This window comes from Pseudomonas sp. RIT-PI-o, assembly GCF_001297215.1.
Classification (GTDB): Bacteria; Pseudomonadota; Gammaproteobacteria; order Pseudomonadales; family Pseudomonadaceae; genus Aquipseudomonas; species Aquipseudomonas moraviensis_A.
Genome location: NZ_LHPA01000016.1, coordinates 15133 through 34439, shown reverse-complemented (window position 1 = coordinate 34439; position 19307 = coordinate 15133). Strand labels below are relative to the sequence as shown.

Here is a 19307-nt window from a genome sequence, read left to right as displayed (position 1 = left end):
AAAATACGGTTCAGATTGATCTGTGACGCGACGAATCCGCTGTCTTGAGCAATACTCTGCCTCGCAGTAATCCAAGGGTTGGAGCACTGCACCGTTGCTATTCTTTTGCCTTCACGGGCCGTGACCAGCATTGGCTGCTCACGACTGAGGGCGAGACACCACAAGGACGTCGCACTCATGAAACCGTCATTGCTCAACGAACACGGCCTGCCAGCACAGATCTGGAACAGCGCGCCGCAGCTCGACAATATTCCCGTCATCAACACCCACAGTCTGGTTCCCGCCGGCGCCCGCGCCGTGGTGATCGCCCCGCATCCGGGCGATGAAGTGGTCACCTGCGGCGGTTTGCTGCAGTTACTCTCCAGTCTTGGCCACCCGCTGCAATTGCTCTCCATCACCGACGGCAGCGCCAGCCATCCCGGCTCGCGGCAATGGTCGGAACAACGCCTGAGCGTCTTCCGCCCGCAGGAAAGCGTCGAAGCCCTGCGCCGCCTCGGTTTGCCGATGCACAGCCTGAAGTGGGTGCGCGGCGGATTTACCGACAACGCGCTGAGTGATCAGCAAAGCCAACTGACTGAATTCATCGGCCGTTACCTGCGGCCGGGCGACGTGGTGTTCAGCACCTGGCGCGAGGATGGTCCGGCGGATCATGAGGTGGTTGGCCGAGCCAGTTTCGACGCGGCACTCAAAGCCGGGGCGACCTATCACGACGTGCCGGTGTGGGCCTGGCACTGGCCGGAGCGCGAGCAACGCATGATCCCGTGGGAGCGTGCGCGCAAGCTGCGCCTCGACACCTGGACCGTGGCGCGCAAGAGCCACGCCACCCACGCCTATGCCAGCCAGCTCAAGGGCGAACCGGCCATCGGCATTGCGCCGCTGCTGCCGCCGGTGCTGCTGGAAAGAATGCGCTTGCCTTATGAAATCGTCTTTGTCTAGACACCATATCCCCCTGTAGGAGTGAGCCTGCTCGCGATAGCAATCTGTCAGTTGATGCAGGGTTGACTGACACTGCGCCATCGCGAGCAGGCTCACTCCTACATTGCCTGGCGTCGCTCAGAAAACGGAACTGCCACCCCCTCCAACCAGTCGCATGAACAGGCATGGCCCAATTCAGAGGAGTGAACGTGTCCAGCGATCCCAAGCGTCAAGCGGTCGACGCGCCAGTCATTCATCGCCTGCGGGTACTCACGGTCAACACCCACAAAGGCTTCACCGCACTGAATAGGCGGTTCGTCCTCCCGGAGCTGCGCGAAGCCATGCGCAGCACCTCGGCCGACCTGGTGTTTCTGCAGGAAGTGGTGGGTGAACACGAACGTCATTCGAGTCGCTACAACGACTGGCCGCAGACCTCGCAATACGAATTCCTCGCCGACAGCATGTGGAGCGATTTTGCCTACGGGCGCAACGCCGTTTATCCCGATGGTCATCACGGCAACGCGCTGCTGTCGAAATACCCGATCCGCGAATACCGCAATCTCGATGTCTCGATCACCGGCCCGGAACGTCGCGGGTTGTTGCACTGCATCCTCGATGTGCCCGGGCATGCCGAGGTGCATGCGATCTGTGTGCATTTGAGCTTGCTGGAAAGCCATCGGCAGTTGCAGTTGCAGCTGCTTTGCCAGTTGCTCGAATCACTGCCGGACGACGCGCCGGTGATCATTGCCGGCGACTTCAATGACTGGCAGTTGCAGGGCAACGCTGCCCTCGCCCGTCGCGACTATTTGCACGAAGCCTTCGAGCGCCATCATGGGCGTCCGGCGAAAACCTATCCTGCACGTTTTCCACTGCTGCGCCTGGACCGGATTTATCTGCGCAATGCCAGCAGCCATGATCCGAGGATTCTCGGCAACAAACCATGGACGCATCTCTCGGATCACCTTCCTCTGGCGGTTGAAGTGCATCTTTAGGTGCATTTTTGACAGCAGGAATCTGACAGTTCCTTCCGGCTATCCTTGGTCGGGATGACCTTTCGTCGGCGGCAGAAAACCGTCAGCCGACCACTTCGCAAGCGTTTTTCCATGCAAACAATCACTTAGTTATGTGCAGAAAAACAAACGCTTGCGAAGGCTGATTTATGCACGCCATTCACCGTGCATTTTCTTGACGCGCAGGCGTCACTCTTCTTATCTCTACCTTACTACCCCCGGAATCACTACTGGGGCTGACCTTCCGGCACTCGCGAAATCGAGCAGCCGCGGTTCGCCCCGCTCTATTCGGTCGCCCCTCGTTCGGGGTAGGAGAGACGCCAGACTCGAGATGACGCATGCGCTTGCAAGGTAGACCCCCATGAAAACTTCACTGACCCCACACGAATTGAAAATCACCTTTTGCACAGTGTCAGGTTCGCTGTTGCTGTGCTCATCCATGGAGGCGCATGCGGGATCTGCGGCGGATGAAACCACGTGGTATCGCGCCGATATGCCTGTGATGACGTTGCCGGTAACCGTGATAACGCCCGGACCACTGCCGTTGCGTCAGCAAAGTTCACGCCTGATCACCGAAGATCTGGCGCCCTCCGCGTGGGATGAACTGTACGGCAGAAGCGCTCGCCGCGCGCAGACCGATGCGCTGGCCTCTGGCTACGCGATGCCCGGCGGCGAGTTCAAAGGTCCGGCGGTGATCACCTTGAAAAGCGCCAATGGCGCGGCCCAGACCCTGGGCCTGATCGGCGGTGACGATCAGATTCAACTGAGTGCCGGTGGTGCATTGAACCGCCGCGCCCTCGCGGACCGCAGCACTGACAGCCTGAGCCTGCAAGGTCAGAGCCTGGGTGCTTATTACAGTCTTGTGGGCGCGCAGGGTTGGCACGTCGACCTGTCGGCCAGCGGCGGTCGCGTCAGCGGTTTCAGTCGTACGCCGCAAGGTAATCGGCAGGCCGCCGAAGGCAGTGCGATGACGTTTTCGGTCGAGGGTGGCTATCCGATTGGTTTGAGTGAGAACTGGGTGGTAGAACCGCAGGCGCAATTGATCAACCAACGCATCAGCCTCGATGCTCCGTATGCAGGCGCGGGCAATGCCTCTTCGACCGACCTGACCGCGTGGAGTGGCCGCGTCGGTGCGCGATTGAAAGGCAGTTATGACTTGAATGGCTTACCGGTAGAGCCGTATGTGCGCACCAACCTTTGGCACACGGTGTACACCGGCAGCACGGTGACGCTGGATCAGGTCGACAAGATCAGCAGCAGCCGCAAATCATCAACAGTGGAATTGGGCTTGGGACTGGTGGCGCGGGTCACACCGGCAGTAAGCCTGTACATGAGCGCCGATTACAGCAGCGATGTGGATGACAATGACCTGAACGGCATCATCGGCAGCCTTGGGGTGCGGATGCGCTGGTGATCTGCTGAACGCTGAAAAACGTTGTGGGAGCGAGCCTGCTCGCGGAAGCGTTGCCACCTTCAACATCATCGTTGACTGACATGGCGCCTTCGCGAGCAGGCTCGCTCCCACAGTTGCTAGCCCTGAGGCTTGAGGATCAACACTGCCAACGGTGGCAAATTCAGTTCCAGCGACATCGATTGACCATGGCTAGGCACTTCTTCGGTCAACGCTCCGCCGCCATTGCCGTAATTTGAGCCGGCATAAATGTCAGCGTCACTGTTGAACAACTCGGTCCAGCGCCCGGCAAACGGTACCCCGACCCGATACGACTGGCGCGGTACCGGTGTGAAGTTGGCAACCACCAGCACTGGCGAACCGTCCTTGCTCCAGCGCAGCCAGGCGTAGACGCTGTTGATCGCATCATCACCAATCAACCACTGGAAGCCCTGCGGCGCGTCGTCCTGATCGTGCAACGCCGGCTCTTCGCGATACAGCCGATTGAGATCGCCGACCAGTTTCTGCACACCTTTGTGCTCGGAGTACTGCAGCAGGTACCAGTCCAGCTGCTGATCGTGGTTCCACTCGCGCCATTGGCCAAACTCACAGCCCATGAACAACAACTTCTTGCCCGGGTGAGTCCACATGAAGCTCAGATAGGCGCGCAGGTTGGCAAATTTCTGCCAGCGATCACCGGGCATCTTGTCGATCAGCGAGTGCTTGCCGTGCACCACTTCGTCGTGGGAGATCGGCAGGATGAAGCGTTCGGACCAGGCGTAGACCAGACCAAAGCTCAACTCGTTGTGGTGATGGGCGCGATACACAGGATCCTGCTGAATGTAGTGCAGCGAATCGTGCATCCAGCCCATGTTCCATTTGTAGGAGAAGCCGAGGCCGCCCTGCTGGGTGCTTTGGCTGACCCCGGGCCATGCGGTGGACTCTTCGGCAATCACCAGCGCACCGGGCGCTTCCAGCTCGACCACATCATTCAAATGACGCAGGAAGTCGATGGCTTCGAGGTTCTCGCGCCCACCGTGACGGTTCGGTACCCATTCGCCAGCCTTGCGCGAATAGTCGCGATACAGCATCGACGCCACCGCATCGACACGCAGGCCATCGATATGGAAGTGCTTCAGCCAGTGCAGCGCCGAGGCGAGCATGTAGCCGTGCACTTCAGTGCGACCGAGGTTGTAGATCAGCGTGTCCCAATCCTGGTGGAAGCCTTCCAGCGGGTTGCCGTATTCGTACAGCGCGGTGCCGTCGAACTGCGCCAGACCGTGGGTATCAGTCGGGAAATGCGCCGGCACCCAGTCGAGAATCACACCGATGTCGGCCTGGTGACAGGCATTGACGAACGCGGCGAACTGATCCGGCGTGCCGTAACGCGCGCTCGGGGCAAATTGCGAGAGCAACTGATAGCCCCAGGAACCGCCGAACGGGTGCTCCATGATCGGCATCAATTCGATGTGAGTGAAGCCCAGCTCTTTGACGTAAGGAATCAGCCGCTCAGCCAGTTCCGGCCAGGTGTACTGACGCGCCACTTCACCCAGATCATCCAGTTCGCACTGCCAGGAACCGGCGTGCAACTCGTAGATCGACAGAGGCCTGGAGCGCTGCTGGCGATCCTGGCGGGCATTCATCCAGTCGTGATCCTGCCAGTCGATCTGCAGCGGCGCGGCGACTTTTGACGCGGTGTCCGGCGGCAGGCTGGTAGCCAGCGCCATCGGGTCGGCCTTGAGCGGCAGAATGCCGTGGGCACCGAGAATTTCGTACTTGTACAACTCCCCCGCTTGGAGGCGCGGGAGGAACAACTCCCAGACGCCGGAAGGATGGCGCAAGCGCATCGGGTGACGGCGCCCGTCCCAGACGTTGAAATCACCGACCACCGACACCCGGCGGGCATTCGGCGCCCACACGGCAAAACGCACACCGTCAACACCATCAATGGTTTTCAGTTGCGCACCGAGGCAGGCGCTGAGGTCGCGGTGATTGCCTTCGGCGAACAGATACAAATCCATCTCGCCGAGCAACTGGCCAAAGCTGTACGGATCTTCGGCAACCTGCTCGCCACCGGCCCAGCGCGTGCGCAACAGGTACCGGCGCGCCTTATCGAAATGGCCGACAAACAGCCCCGGCGTTTCGGTCATCTGCAGCGGACCGATTTCCTCCCCGCTGTCCTTGTCCAGCACCGCGACACTCAGCGCGCCCGGCAGATAAGCCCGGATGAACTGCCCGCCGGCGCCATCGCCGTGCGGGCCGAGGATCGAAAACGGGTCGTGATGTTCAGCGCGCACCAAGGCATCGATGTCGCGTGCCGAGGGTAACAATGCTTCCTTTACCACACCCTGTTCCTTGTTCGAGAAACTCATGACTACTCTCCACCAAGATCGGAAAAGGGTTTAAGCCCAGTCAATAATCCATACAAGCCGTGCAACGGCACGGGCAGCCACGTTGGGCGGTTTTCCGCTTCGTAGGCCACTTCATAAGCGGCTTTTTCCAGGCCGAACAACGCCAGCGCGGCGTCGGCGCCTTGAGGATCCTGCCAGGCATGCTCAAGACTAGCTGCCGCCTCGCGATATGCCTGCACAAATGCCTCGCGTGCCTCGCGCAGATAACGCTCAGCGACGCGTTTGCGCGCTGTTTCAGCTTCAGTGCTGTTATCAACGTTGTGCACGTTGATGGTCATCGCCGCTGCATAATCGAACGAACGCAATACACCGCTGACGTCCTTGTATGGGCTGTGCTTGCCGCGACGCTCGCTCAACGGCCGCGCCGGTTCGCCCTCGAAGTCGATCAGGTAGGCATCGCCCTTGATCACCAGTACCTGACCCAAATGCAAGTCGCCGTGCACGCGAATGCGCAAACCACCGGTGGCTTTCTTCGCCAGGTCCTGCACATGGGCAAGGATGGTTTTCTTCTCATCGAGCAGACGCTTGACCAGTTTCTGATCCGCGGCGTTCAACTCGCCTTGATGCTGCTTAAGCAATTTCAAGGCATGTTCAACCTGCGCGGTGACGTCCTTGCTTGTCGCGGCCATGTCCTTGCTCGACGACACCTGCGGAGCAAAGTCGGCGTTGTCGGTTGGTGCAGCAAGCACCTGATGCATCTCGCCAAGACGCTGGCCGAGCATGCCGGCGAAGTCCTTGAGCTCGCCCAGGGCGTTGTAATGCTGCTCCTGCTCGGACATGGCGTCGGCCAGTTCGTCGCGCAGCGCCCGCTCGAGGTTGTTTTGCGTCCATTCCCACGCGTCGCCCTGATTGCTCAAATAGCCCTGGGCGATCATCAGCAGGTTATCTTCGCCCTGTGCGTCACGGCGAATCACCGAACCGAGCAGTGGAGAGATATTGGCAAACCCGGCCTCGGTCAGGTAAGCGCTCATCTCCAGTTCCGGGTGTACGCCAGAAGCGACTTTGCGTATCAGCTTAAGCACCAGGCTGTTGCCGATCACCACCGAACTGTTCGATTGCTCGGCGGACAGGTAGCGCACATCCGACTCGGCGCCAAGGCCAAGTTTTTCCAGATGCGGGGTCTGTTCAAAGCGGATTTCGCCTTCGATCGACTCCAATACCGTGTTGTTCTGCATGCCTTGCAGCACCGCGCGGACAAAGGTTTCCAGACTGAATGCATCAGTGATCAAGCCAACCTGACGCACACGGCGTACACGCGACAGCGCCAATTGCTGCGGCAACGGCGGGCCGACGTGGTCTTCGGCAATGAAGCCGAACGGCAGTTGATAACGATTGGTCTGGCCGCCACTGGTGACCTCGATTTCGCTCAGCAGCACCGGATGCTGGGCATCGCCGAAGCGCACACCGTAAGCCAGATTGACCTTTTCGATGGCCGCGTCCTTGCCGGCGAACCAGCGACGGTTCTGCAGCCAGCTCGGCAGGATGCTTTGCTCCAGCGTCGTACGCGACGGCGCTTCGAGCAGTTCTTCCATGCGTTTTTTCAGCACCAGCGTAGTGAAGTCCGGCAGGCTCTGCGCCGGCTCGACGTGCCAGCTCGGCATCTGGTTTTCCGCTGCCAGGGCGAACCAATAGAAGCCGTACGGCGCCAGGGTCAGGAGGAAATTCAACTGGCCGATCGGCGGGAACGCATTACCGCCAAGCATTTCCACCGGCACCATGCCGACGTAAGCCGACAGATCCAGTTCGACCGCTTGCGCACTGCGCGAGACGTTGGCCACGCACAGAATGATCTCGTGCTTGCCGTCGGCGTCGGTGTATTCGCGGGTATAAGCCAGCACGCGACGGTTGCTCGGCGAGAGCATTTTCAACGTGCCACGGCCGAACGCCTTCGACTGCTTGCGCACCGCCAGCAGGCGCCGCGTCCAGTTCAACAGCGAATGCGGATCGCCGGACTGGGTTTCGACGTTGACCGACTGATAGCCGTACTGCGGATCCATGATCGGCGGCAGCACCAGACTCGCCGGATCAGCGCGGGAGAAACCGCCGTTGCGGTCGATCGACCATTGCATCGGCGTCCGCACACCGTCGCGGTCGCCGAGGTAGATGTTGTCGCCCATACCGATTTCGTCGCCGTAATACAGGGTCGGCGTGCCGGGCATCGACAGCAGCAGGCTGTTGAGCAGCTCAATACGGCGGCGGTCGCGCTCCATCAACGGCGCGAGACGACGTCGAATGCCGAGGTTGATCCGCGCGCGACGGTCAGCCGCGTAGTAATTCCACAGATAATCGCGCTCGCGATCGGTGACCATTTCCAGGGTCAGCTCATCGTGGTTGCGCAGGAAAATCGCCCACTGGCAGTTCGCTGGGATTTCCGGGGTCTGGCGGAGGATGTCGGTGATCGGGAAACGGTCTTCCTGGGCCAGTGCCATGTACATGCGCGGCATCAGCGGGAAGTGGAACGCCATGTGGCATTCGTCGCCATTCAACCCAGCAGCATCGGTGTCACCGAAATACAGCTGAGTGTCTTCCGGCCATTGGTTGGCCTCGGCCAAGAGCATGCGATCGGGGTAGTTGGCGTCGATCTCGGCACGGATCTGCTTGAGGACATCGTGGGTCTCGGGCAGGTTTTCGTTGTTGGTGCCGTCGCGCTCGATCAGGTACGGAATCGCGTCGAGGCGCAGACCGTCGATGCCCATGTCCAGCCAGTAACGCATCACCGACAGCACGGCTTTCATTACTTGCGGGTTGTCGAAGTTCAGATCCGGCTGGTGGGAATAGAAACGGTGCCAAAAATACTGGCCGGCTACCGGATCCCAAGTCCAGTTGGACTTCTCGGTGTCGAGGAAAATGATCCGCGTGCCGTCGTATTTCTGGTCGTCATCGGACCAGACATAGAAGTCCCGCGCCGCTGAACCGGGCTTGGCTTTGCGTGCACGCTGGAACCACGGGTGCTGGTCGGAAGTGTGGTTGATGACCAGCTCGGTGATCACCCGCAGCCCGCGCTTGTGCGCTTCGGCGATAAAACGCTTGGCGTCGGCCATGGTCCCGTAGTCGCTGTGCACGCCGCGGTATTCGGCGATGTCGTAGCCGTCGTCGCGGCGTGGCGAGGGATAGAACGGCAGCAACCAGATGGTGTTGACGCCGAGGTCGGCAATGTAATCGAGTTTGGCGATAAGCCCGGGAAAGTCGCCGATCCCGTCATTGTTGGAGTCGAAAAACGATTTGACGTGAACCTGATAGATCACCGCGTCCTTGTACCAGAGCGGGTCTTTGATGAAGGCGGCTGCCTTGGGTTTCTTCGCCATGTGGAACTCCTGTTGAATTCTGAAAGCCACAGCAGAAACCCTGTGGCGAGGGAGCTTGCTCCCGCTGGGTTGCGTAGCGACCCCCAATGCATTGATACGAACTTACGGCGCCTGCGGGCTTTGCGACTGCTGTGCAGTCGAGCGGGAGCAAGCTCCCTCTCCACAGATGCGTCATGTACTACGTAGCGCTGATCCGCCAAATCCCGAACGGCTGATACGCCGGGTCGATGCGCATGAACTGGTACTTGCCGTGCCAGTCCCAGCGATGGCCGTTCATCAGGTCTTCGCCGTGGGTGGTGGCGTCGTCCGGCAGACCCATTTCCCACAACGGCAGTTCGAAATTCGCTTCCTGCACGTTATGCGGGTCGAGGCTCACTGCGACCAGAATGAAGTTGCTGCCATCAGCGCTGCGCTTGCCGAAGTACAGAATGTTGTCGTTCCAGGCGTTGTAGATTTTCAGGCCCAGATGCGTATGCAGCGCCGGGTTCTGCCGACGAATACGGTTGAGCTGGGCGATCTCGGCAATGATGTTGCCCGGGGCGGTGAAATCGCGGACGCGGATTTCATACTTCTCCGAATCCAGATATTCCTCTTTGCCCGGCACCGGCGCCGATTCGCACAGCTCAAAACCCGAATACATACCCCACAGCCCCGAGCCCATCGTTGCCAAGGCCGCACGGATGAGGAAACCGGGACGGCCTGACTCGTGCAGGAACGCCGGGTTGATGTCCGGGGTGTTGACGAAGAAATTCGGCCGGTAGCATTCGCGCCACGGCGACTGATTCAGCTCGGTGAAATACTCCGCCAGTTCGGCCTTAGTATTGCGCCAGGTGAAATAGGTGTAGCTCTGCGAGTAACCGACCTTGCCCAGACGCGCCATCATCGCCGGCGTGGTGAAGGCCTCGGCGAGGAAGATCACTTCCGGATACAGCGTGCGCACATCGGCAATCAGCCATTGCCAGAACGGCAGTGGTTTGGTGTGCGGGTTGTCGACGCGGAAGATTTTTACGCCCTCCTTGACCCAGCCGACGACAATGTCGCGCAACTCGACCCACAGGCTCGGAATCGCATCCGGCGCGTAGAAGTCGACGTTGACGATGTCCTGGTATTTCTTCGGCGGGTTTTCGGCGTATTTGATCGTGCCGTCCGGGCGCCAGTTGAACCATCCCGGATGTTCCTTGAGCCACGGGTGATCCTGGGAACACTGGATGGCGAAGTCGAGAGCGATTTCCAGCCCATGATCGGCAGCAGCAGCCACCAACCGGCGGAAATCTTCACGGGTGCCGAGCTGCGAGTGAATCGCCTCGTGACCGCCCTCCTCGCTGCCGATCGCGTACGGGCTGCCTGGATCGTCCGGCCCGGCGGTGAGGGAGTTGTTGCGGCCCTTGCGGTGGGCGCGGCCGATGGGGTGGATAGGCGTGAAATAAAGCACGTCGAAGCCCATGTCCTGAATCATCGGCAGGCGCGAGTGGACGTCGTTGAACGTGCCGTGTCGCTTGGGGTCGTCGGTAATCGAGCGCGGAAACAGCTCGTACCAACTAGCGAACTCGGCGAGTTCGCGCTCGACGTCCATGGGAAATTCTGCGCTGATGCTCAGATAGGCGCGGTGGTCGGCCTGAGCCATCAAATCCGCACTGCGCGAGTGCAGAAACAGCGCGACCTGCTCGGTTTCGAGCAGGCCGGACAATTCATGGTGCAGCGCCGCCAGCTGCTCGCTGAGCTGACCTTCGCTGCGCTCGGCGGCCTGTTGCACCATGGTCCGGCCTTCCTGCAGCTCCAGAGACACCGGCACCGCAGCGTTGTGCTTCTTCTCCAGTTCGTACTGGAAGCTGGCGAAATGGTCGATCCACGCTTCGATGCAATATAGATAGCGGCCCTGCTCCTCGGGACGGAACTGGCCTTGCCAGGTGTTGTTGCCCTGATCGGACATGACCTCGGTCTGCCAGGTTTCCTGGCCTTCCTCGCGCCAGCGGATGCGTACGGCGAGCTTGTCATGGCCGTCGGCAAACACCTTGCTGGTCACCACCACTTCGCGCCCGGCAATCGACTTGACGGCAAACTGGCCGCCGTCGAGGGTCGGCATGGTGTTTTCGATGACGATACGTGGCAGCAGTAATGCCTGCGACAGCGGCATGTGCGGGTTGTAACTCAGCTCTGAAGGTCTTTCAGCAGTCATTGAGCATCTCTCCTTAACGCCCCAAGGACGCTCTTGTGCCGGAACAGTATTCGCGACAAAGCTCCGGCCCTGTCATGAACTCACTTAGGTTCCGAGCAACCGGCGCGGGGAAAAGTTCAGATGAAATTAACAAGACAAAGCTGCGGATCGAATTTGCCGTGGCCGGGTCAACTCACTTAAGCACGTCTCACGCCATGTGCCATAAGGAGGTCACCAGATGAGCATCCCGATCCCGGCCCACACGCCCGATCCGAACATCGACAAACCCACCCTGCCCGAGACCGAGCCGCCACCGGTGCCCGAGCAAGAACCGCCCGGCACCACGCCACCGCCAAAGGAAGAACCACCGAGCACCATGCCACCGGTTATCCTCTGACCACTGCATGTCTCTCTGCCATCCCTGTAGGAGCTGCCGAAGGCTGCGATCTATTTTTGCCGCGCTGCAAATGAAAAAGATCGCAGCCTTCGGCAGCTCCTACACGGGACCGAGCGATTGGCTAGAGGTGGTCGTTCTTGTCGACATCCTTTTCGAACACTCTCACCACGTGCGGCATCACATTGAAGATCGCCAGCGCCAGGATGGTGCTGAGCAATGCCGTCGCTTCCTTGCCCAGCCCCGCCGCCACGCCGATCGCCGCCGTCATCCATAAACCGGCAGCTGTGGTCAGGCCTTTGACATGAGCTTCATCGCCCTGCTGATTTTTCAGAATCGTGCCGGCGCCGAGGAAGCCGATCCCGGCAATCACACCCTGCAACACGCGACTCATCGCATCGGATTCCGCGCCCGAGGTCTGCGGCACCAGAACAAACAGCGCTGCCCCCAAGGCCACCAGCATGTGCGTGCGCACCCCGGCGGCCTTGCCTTTATGTTCACGCTCAAATCCGAGAATCCCACCGAGTAATGCCGCCATCACCAGACGTACGGTGATCCGCGTCAATTGCGAGGCATCACCGATGTCGGCAAATTCGGCTTGCATCGTTGCCCACACTTCATCCCACCAGTCTTCCATCGCGCTTCCCTTGTTATTGGTTCGATAATCGATGGACAACAGCGACCATTAATCGGTTGCGCAGAACGATCGGCACGCTGCGCGTCCTAACGTGCAGACCTCCCTGCAAAAAAGGACTGCCGACATGCCCGTGCGAATCGATGAATCCAACCCCGAGCAGAAAGTGTGTTTTTTCACCGTCGAACACGGCGAGGAAATCCGCATCTGCGACACCCTCGAAGTCATGACCGATAGCGAAAAAGCCATGTCCTACGTGGACATCGAAGGTAGACGCACCTACATCACTGAAGCCGAGGCTGATGCCTTGACCGTCGCCGGGGCCAGGGACGGACGCAAACACCTGAAGGCTGATGACACTGAGTCGGTGGTTTGACTGATCTCGCTCAATACTCGGCGCAAACGCCTGCGTCAGGCGTTTGCGCCGCGCCCGGCCTGATGCTTCAAGTTGTCGCAGGCCATGCCCCAAAACTCATCTGATCCGCTTTTTATTGCCAGACCTGAATCTGTTCTGCTAACAGATCGGCGCTCATAGTGCATCGGCCTGATGGAGGCTGATGAGCGAACGACCATGAGCGAGCAAATCCCCGTCCGAACCGTAGAAGCATCGCCGACGATAAAAAACGTTCCCGCGCGCCCGCTGAGGGCAATTGCCCAATCCAGCGACAAGCAGATCCACACCCGCAGTTTCACCGGTCTGTTCCGCAACTTGCGTATAAGCGGCGCCGGTTTTTTGTTTGTGTTGTTCTTCGGCACTGTCTGGCTCAACTGGGGCGGCCGCCAGGCGGTGCTGTGGGATTTGTCGGAAAGCAAATTCCACATTTTCGGCGCGACATTCTGGCCGCAGGATTTCATTCTGCTTTCGGCGCTGCTGATCATCGCCGCGTTCGGTCTGTTCGCGATTACCGTGTTCGCCGGGCGGGTATGGTGCGGTTACACCTGCCCGCAGAGTTCGTGGACCTGGATCTTCATGTGGTGCGAGAAGATCACCGAAGGCGAGCGCAACCAGCGGATCAAACTGCAAGCCGCGCCGTGGGGTCTCAACAAACTGGCGCGCCGCGCGGCCAAGCACACGCTGTGGCTGGCAATCAGCGTGATGACCGGCCTGACCTTCGTGGGTTACTTCACTCCTATCCGGCCATTGGCCGAAGAACTGCTGACCCTGCAAATCGGTGGCGTCAGCCTGTTCTGGGTGCTGTTCTTCGCTGCCGCCACCTACATCAACGCCGGTTGGCTGCGCGAAGCGGTGTGCATGCACATGTGTCCGTATGCGCGATTCCAGAGTGTGATGTTCGACAAGGACACGCTGACCATTGCCTACGACGCCGCCCGTGGCGAAAACCGTGGCCCGCGCAAGCGTGACGTGCGCCCGGTCGAAGCAGGCCTGGGCGACTGCATCGACTGCCAGTTGTGCGTGCAGGTCTGCCCGACCGGCATCGACATCCGCGACGGTTTGCAAATGGAATGCATCGGCTGCGCGGCGTGCATCGATGCCTGCGACTCGATCATGGACAAAATGCATTACCCGCGCGGCTTGATCCGCTACAGTTCCGAGCGCGAACTGCAGGGCGGCAAGACCCATCTGCTGCGTCCGCGTCTGATTGGCTACACGGCGGTGCTGGTGGTGATGATTGGAGCGTTGGTGCTGGCCTTGATCGAGCGTCCGATGGTGTCACTGGACGTGACCAAGGATCGCGGGTTGTTTCGTGAGAATGCTCAGGGGCAGATCGAGAATATCTACTCGCTCAAGGTGATCAACAAGACTCAGCAGCGCCAGGAGTATCGGTTGAGTCTGGTGGATGGCGATGGGTTTGAATTGCAGGGCAAAACGCAACTGAGCCTGGCGCCGGGAGAGATTGTCGATGTGCCGGTGTCGGTGGCGATGACTTCAGAGCGCCCGTCCAGTAGTTCGCAGACGTTGAGTTTCAGGATTGAAGACAGTGACCAGCCGCAGGTTTACAGCGTGGCGAAGAGCCGGTTTGTGGCGCCGATGAATCGTTGAGGAGCCGGCATTGCTGCCCTCACCCCAGCCCTCTCCCGGAGAGAGAGGGAGCCGACCTAAGTGTCTGTCGCTATGCATCGACCTGAAAGACCGAGTCGATTATGGATTCGGCGAAGCACTGTCAGGTCGGCGTATTTCATCAGCATCCCCCAATCAGTCCCCTCTCCCTCTGGGAGAGGGCTAGGGTGAGGGCTCCTTCCCTGGCACCCCACACAATTAAGTCCACCAAGGCCCACCGATGAAACGCTACGAAAAATTCGCCGACGACATCGCTGAACTGATTCGCTCTGGCGTGCTCGGTCCCGGCCAGCGCGTGCCGTCGGTGCGCTATGCCAGCCAGACTTACGGGGTCAGCCCGTCGACGGTGTTCCAGGCCTATTACCTGCTCGAACGCCGCGGCCTGATCCGCGCCCGGCCGCGTTCCGGGTACTTCGTCAACGCCCATACGTCGAACACGTTCTCCGAGCCGGTCATCAGCAGCCAGGTCAACGAATCCACCGAAGTCGACGTCAGCGAACTGGTGTTCTCGGTACTCGACTCGATCAAGGACCCGAATACCGTGCCGTTCGGCTCGGCATTCCCCAGTCCGACCCTGTTCCCGCTGCAGCGTCTGTCGCGCTCCCTGGCGAGCGCCGCGCGGGAGATGGATCCGCGCATGGTCGTCACCGACATGTCGCCGGGCAACCCGCAACTGCGTCGGCAAATCGCCCTGCGCTACATGGTCGGCGGGCTGATGCTGCCGATGGAAGAACTGCTCATCACCAACGGCGCGCTAGAAGCGCTGAACCTCTGCCTGCAAGCGGTGACCGAACCCGGTGATCTGGTGGCCATCGAAGCCCCGGCGTTCTACGCCAGCCTGCAGGTGCTTGAGCGTCTGAAGCTCAAAGCGGTGGAGATCCCCGTGCACCCGCGTGACGGCATCGACCTTGGCGTGCTCGCGCAAACCCTGGAACGTCATCCGATCAAGGCCTGCTGGTGCATGACCAGTTTCCAGAATCCGATGGGCGCGAGCATGCCCGAGGCGAAAAAACAGGAACTGGTCGATCTGCTGCGTCAGCATCAGGTGCCGTTGATCGAGGACGATGTCTACGCCGAACTCTACTACGGCCAACAGGCGCCGAAACCGGCCAAGGCCTTCGACACCGAAGGACTGGTCATGCATTGCGGCTCGTTCGCCAAGAGCCTCGCCCCCGGCTATCGCGTTGGCTGGGTCGCCGCCGGGCGTTATGCGCAGAAAGTCGAACGGCTGAAGTTGATGACCTCGCTGTGCGCGTCGATGCCGGCGCAAGCGGCGATCGCCGACTATCTGCAACACGGCGGCTACGATCGGCACCTGCGCAAGCTGCGTTATGCCCTGGAAGAACAGCAGCGCGCGATGCTCGCAGCGATTGCCCGTTACTTCCCGGCGCAGACCCGTGTCAGCCAACCGGCGGGCGGCTATTTTCTGTGGCTGGAATTACCGGAGCAGATGGATTCGCTGAAATTGTTTCAAATGGCGTTGGCACAAGGCATCAGCATCGCGCCGGGGCCGATTTTCTCGCCGACCCAGCGCTTCAGGAATTGTATTCGCTTGAACTACGGCAGCCCGTGGACCGAGGAATCGGAGAAGGCCATGGAGACGTTGGGGCGGATTGTGCGGTCGTTTTGATGATTATGTGTTGGCCGGGCCATCGCTATCGCGAGCAGGCTCACTCCTACATTTGAAATGCGATTCCCTTGTAGGAGTGAGCCTGCTCGCGATGGCGCCAAACCAGACAACACAAACCCAAAGCCCTAGCGCCCACCCCCCAAATCAACAAACGTCCCGGTCGCATACGAAGCCTTGTCCGACAGCAACCAGACAATCGCCTCGGCCACTTCATCCGGCCGCCCGCCCCGGGCCATGGGAATCGCCGACTCAAGCTTGCTGACCCGATCCGGATCGCCGCTCAAGGCATGGAAGTCGGTATAGATGTAGCCCGGACGCACGGCATTAACGCGAATCCCCTCGCCGGCGACTTCCTTGGATAGACCCACCGTGAACGTGTCCAGCGCACCTTTGGACGCGGCGTAATCGACGTACTCGTTCGGCGAACCGAGGCGTGCGGCGACTGAGGAGACGTTGACGATACTTCCGCCCTGCCCGCCATGTTTGGGCGACATGCGCAGGATCGCGTGTTTGGCGCAGAGGATCGGCGCCAGGACGTTGGTTTTCATGATTTTGAGGATGCGGAATTCGGACATTTCGTCGACCCGCGACTTCTGGCCCACGGTGCCGGCGTTGTTGACCAGTGCGGTGACCCGGCCCAGCTCACTGTCGACGCGCTGAAACATCGCGATCACTTCGTCTTCGATACTGACATCGGCGCGAACCGCAATGGCCTGGGCACCCAAGGCTCGAACCTGCTCGAGCACGCTGTGTGCGGCCTGTTCATCCGACTGATAGTTGATGCAGATCCGGTAGCCCTGTGCGGCTGCCAACAAAGCCGTGGCAGCGCCGATTCCGCGCCCGCCACCGGTGATGACAATGACTTTATCCATGCTGGCCTTCTCCCACGTGCACACGTAACAGTCGATGCCAAGAATAACTGCGAATGACGGGTTTTGCATGGGCTGTGCCAATGGACCGAATCTTGATCCCGTCTGCAGGTTCACGACATTGTGGCGAGGGAGCTTGCTCCCGCTTGAGTGCGCAGCGCGCACAAAATTCTGAGGGCGCTACGCACCCAGCGGGAGCAAGCTCCCTCGCCACAAACAGTCTTGTCGGCAGATCTGTCTGTGGTCTCAGACCACCGCCAGCCTTTGCCCGCGCACGATGTCCTGCATGAAGCGCTCCGCCGGCATCGGGTGGCCGAGCAGATAGCCCTGCAGCGAATCACAGCCCAATTTGGTCAGGAAATCCTGCTGCGCGCCGGTCTCGACGCCCTCGGCGACAATCCGCAGATCCAGGGCCTGTCCCAGCGCGACGATCGCCGAAACGATCGCAGCGTCATCGCTGTCGTGCTCCAGATCACGGACGAAACCACGGTCGATCTTCAGCTCATTGGCCGGCAGGCGCTTTAGGTACATCAGGCTGGAATAACCGGTGCCGAAGTCGTCGATCGACAGGTCGACCCCCATGTCCGACAGCTCTTGCAGCACGGTCATGCTCGCGTCAGCGTCGCTCATGGCGGTGGTTTCAGTGATTTCCAGGGTCAGGCTGTTGGCCGGCAAATGGTGGGTCGCCAAGGCCTCGGCCACACTCTGCACCAGCCCGGCATGACAGAACTGCAATGCCGAGAGGTTCACGGCAATGCGCCAGTCGGTGTAACCGAGCACGTACCACTCGCGCATCTGCCGGCAGGCTTCGTTGAGCACCCATTCGCCCATCGGGATGATCAGCCCGGTTTTCTCCGCCAGATCGATGAACTTGTCCGGCATCAACATGCCATGCAGTGGATGCGCCCAGCGCAGCAGCGCTTCGGCACCGACCGGGCGACCGTTGGCGGCGTCGAATTTCGGCTGGTAATGCAGGCAGAACTGGTTGTGCTCGATGGCCGCGCGCAGGTCCTGCAACAGTTGCAATTGTTTGCGCGCGTTGGTGTTCATCGACGCATCGAAGAAGCTGTAGCCGTTCTTGCCGCCGCCCTTGGCGTGGTACATCGCCGCGTCGGCGTTCATCAGCAACTCTTGAGCGTTGTCACCATTGCCCGGATACAAAGCAATGCCGACACTGGCGGAAATCTGCAGGTCATGTTCGGCAACGCGGAACGTGCGGCCGATCAGGCCCACCTGGCGTGCGGCCAGACCCAGAGCATCGTTGCGCTCGCTCAGCCGCACGAGCAGGACAAATTCATCGCCACCGATCCGCGCCAGAGTGTCCTGGCTGCGCAAGTCTTCACGCAGGCGCACGCCGACTTCGCGCAGCAACTGGTCGCCCATGTGATGGCCGAACGCGTCGTTGACCGGTTTGAAGCCGTCGAGATCGATGAACATCAAGGCGAAGCAGCCGCCCTGTTCCTCGACTTTTCTGATCGCCTGATTGATCCGGTCATCGAGCAGCATGCGGTTCGGCAGGCCGGTGAGCGGATCGTGCAAGGCCAATTGGGTGAGTTCGCGGTTGGCTACGGTCAGGGAGTGCGCCAGATCAGCGGTGCGCGCTTCGAGACGGGCGTCGAGAATCGAGGTCAGCAAGGCAATCGACAGCACCGCCAGCGTAGTGACCACCACCAGACTGTCGAGACCGTTGCCCTTCAAACCATTAACCGTCGCGCCGCAGAAACTGCCATCGGGAAATTGCGCCGCCGCCATGCCGGTGTAATGCATGCCGACAATCGCCACACCCATGATCACCGCTGCGCCGGCGCGAATCAGTCGCACATAGGGCGACTGTTGGCGCAACCGAAAGGCAATCCACAACGCCGCTGCCGAAGCGCCGACGGCAATCAGCAAAGAGGCGCTGAACAACGTCGGGTCGTAATCGATGCCCGGGGTCATGCGCAGCGCGGCCATGCCGGTGTAATGCATGGCGCTGATGCCCGCCCCCATGATCAAGGCGCCGAAAGCCAGTTGCGCCAGTGGCAGCTTCGGCTGGCTGACCAGCCATAAGGCAAAGCCGCAAGAGAGCACCGCGATCAATAACGACAACGCGGTCAGGGCGAAGTCATAGCCCAGGTCGATCGGTAATTTGAAGGCGAGCATGCCGATGAAATGCATCGACCACACGCCAACGCCCATCGCCAACGCCCCGCCCGCCGTCCAGAAATGCACGGCCCTACCTTTCGCCGTGGCGATGCGTCCGGTCAGGTCAAGCGCCGTGTAGGAAGCCAGAATGGCCACGCACAACGAGATGAGAACCAGGGTGAAGGAGTAACTGCCGATGAGCATGGACGTTCTCGTAACGAGCCGAAACCGTACTGCTTCCATTCTCGGTCGGGCAAATGCGGCGATTGTACTGATTGCGCAGAAGAACGCACTGACAAAGTAACCAAATTGCCATCAAGCCGATGAAACGCTTGTTCGATCGTCCTACAAGGCTCTGGGGTGGGCTTTAAGCTCACCCCTGTGGGAGCGAGCCGGCTCGCGAAGCCGGTGGGTCAGTCGATGATGTGCTGGCTGACTTACCGCTATCGC

13 protein-coding genes are annotated in these 19307 nt (G+C 60.3%); 7 read left to right on the top strand and 6 right to left on the bottom strand.

All coding sequences use genetic code 11. The annotated features are described in order from the left end of the window. The first annotated feature begins 177 nt into the window (after positions 1-177). From AEQ63_RS06185 to AEQ63_RS06175, 3 genes are all read left to right on the top strand, one after another. Positions 178-936, top strand: coding sequence for a PIG-L deacetylase family protein (locus AEQ63_RS06185; protein ID WP_042609864.1), 759 nt, complete (start codon positions 178-180; stop codon positions 934-936). A 188-nt stretch (positions 937-1124) separates the two neighbouring features. Further along, positions 1125-1907: an endonuclease/exonuclease/phosphatase family protein gene (locus AEQ63_RS06180; protein ID WP_016774637.1), complete on the top strand. Its 783-nt coding sequence runs from the start codon at positions 1125-1127 to the stop codon at positions 1905-1907. A 379-nt stretch (positions 1908-2286) separates the two neighbouring features. Continuing rightward, positions 2287-3339, top strand: coding sequence for an autotransporter outer membrane beta-barrel domain-containing protein (locus AEQ63_RS06175; RefSeq protein ID WP_064362186.1), 1053 nt, complete (start codon positions 2287-2289; stop codon positions 3337-3339). Positions 3340-3455: 116 nt separating this feature from the next. Here AEQ63_RS06175 and glgB read toward each other — a convergent pair whose 3' ends face one another. The 3 genes from glgB to AEQ63_RS06160 form a co-directional block, all read right to left on the bottom strand. Next, positions 3456-5687 carry a 1,4-alpha-glucan branching protein GlgB gene (gene glgB / locus AEQ63_RS06170; RefSeq protein WP_064362184.1) on the bottom strand — a complete coding sequence of 744 codons (2232 nt, stop codon included), beginning with the start codon at positions 5685-5687 and terminating at the stop codon, positions 3456-3458. A 2-nt stretch (positions 5688-5689) separates the two neighbouring features. Next, entirely contained in the window at positions 5690-9031 is a 3342-nt protein-coding gene (gene treS / locus AEQ63_RS06165; RefSeq protein WP_064362182.1) for a maltose alpha-D-glucosyltransferase, read from the bottom strand. A gap of 178 nt (positions 9032-9209) precedes the next feature. Continuing rightward, positions 9210-11207 (bottom strand): alpha-1,4-glucan--maltose-1-phosphate maltosyltransferase, encoded by a 1998-nt coding sequence (locus AEQ63_RS06160; RefSeq protein WP_064362180.1) that lies wholly within the window; start codon positions 11205-11207, stop codon positions 9210-9212. Positions 11208-11424: 217 nt separating this feature from the next. Between AEQ63_RS06160 and AEQ63_RS28735 the strand changes: the two genes are divergently transcribed. Then, positions 11425-11583 carry a hypothetical protein gene (locus AEQ63_RS28735; RefSeq protein WP_165839195.1) on the top strand — a complete coding sequence of 53 codons (159 nt, stop codon included), beginning with the start codon at positions 11425-11427 and terminating at the stop codon, positions 11581-11583. Positions 11584-11704: 121 nt separating this feature from the next. On the opposite strand, the gene AEQ63_RS06155 is transcribed toward AEQ63_RS28735, so the two are convergent. After that, entirely contained in the window at positions 11705-12217 is a 513-nt protein-coding gene (locus AEQ63_RS06155) for an MgtC/SapB family protein (RefSeq protein ID WP_042609858.1), read from the bottom strand. Between the two features lie 124 nt (positions 12218-12341). On the opposite strand from AEQ63_RS06155, the gene AEQ63_RS06150 reads away from it, so the two are divergent. The 3 genes from AEQ63_RS06150 to mapR all read left to right on the top strand — a co-directional run bounded on the left by AEQ63_RS06150 (position 12342) and on the right by mapR (position 15864). Further along, entirely contained in the window at positions 12342-12590 is a 249-nt protein-coding gene (locus tag AEQ63_RS06150; protein ID WP_064362179.1) for a DUF3203 family protein, read from the top strand. Between the two features lie 195 nt (positions 12591-12785). After that, positions 12786-14216 carry a cytochrome c oxidase accessory protein CcoG gene (gene ccoG / locus AEQ63_RS06145; RefSeq protein ID WP_064362177.1) on the top strand — a complete coding sequence of 477 codons (1431 nt, stop codon included), beginning with the start codon at positions 12786-12788 and terminating at the stop codon, positions 14214-14216. Positions 14217-14454: 238 nt separating this feature from the next. Beyond that, positions 14455-15864, top strand: coding sequence for a GntR family transcriptional regulator MpaR (gene mapR / locus AEQ63_RS06140; RefSeq protein WP_064362175.1), 1410 nt, complete (start codon positions 14455-14457; stop codon positions 15862-15864). A 125-nt stretch (positions 15865-15989) separates the two neighbouring features. Here mapR and AEQ63_RS06135 read toward each other — a convergent pair whose 3' ends face one another. Next, complete coding sequence (locus AEQ63_RS06135; RefSeq protein ID WP_064362173.1) at positions 15990-16736, bottom strand: SDR family oxidoreductase; 747 nt, start codon at positions 16734-16736, stop codon at positions 15990-15992. Positions 16737-16979: 243 nt separating this feature from the next. Beyond that, positions 16980-19061 carry a putative bifunctional diguanylate cyclase/phosphodiesterase gene (locus tag AEQ63_RS06130; protein WP_064362171.1) on the bottom strand — a complete coding sequence of 694 codons (2082 nt, stop codon included), beginning with the start codon at positions 19059-19061 and terminating at the stop codon, positions 16980-16982. Between the last annotated feature and the right edge of the window lie 246 nt (positions 19062-19307).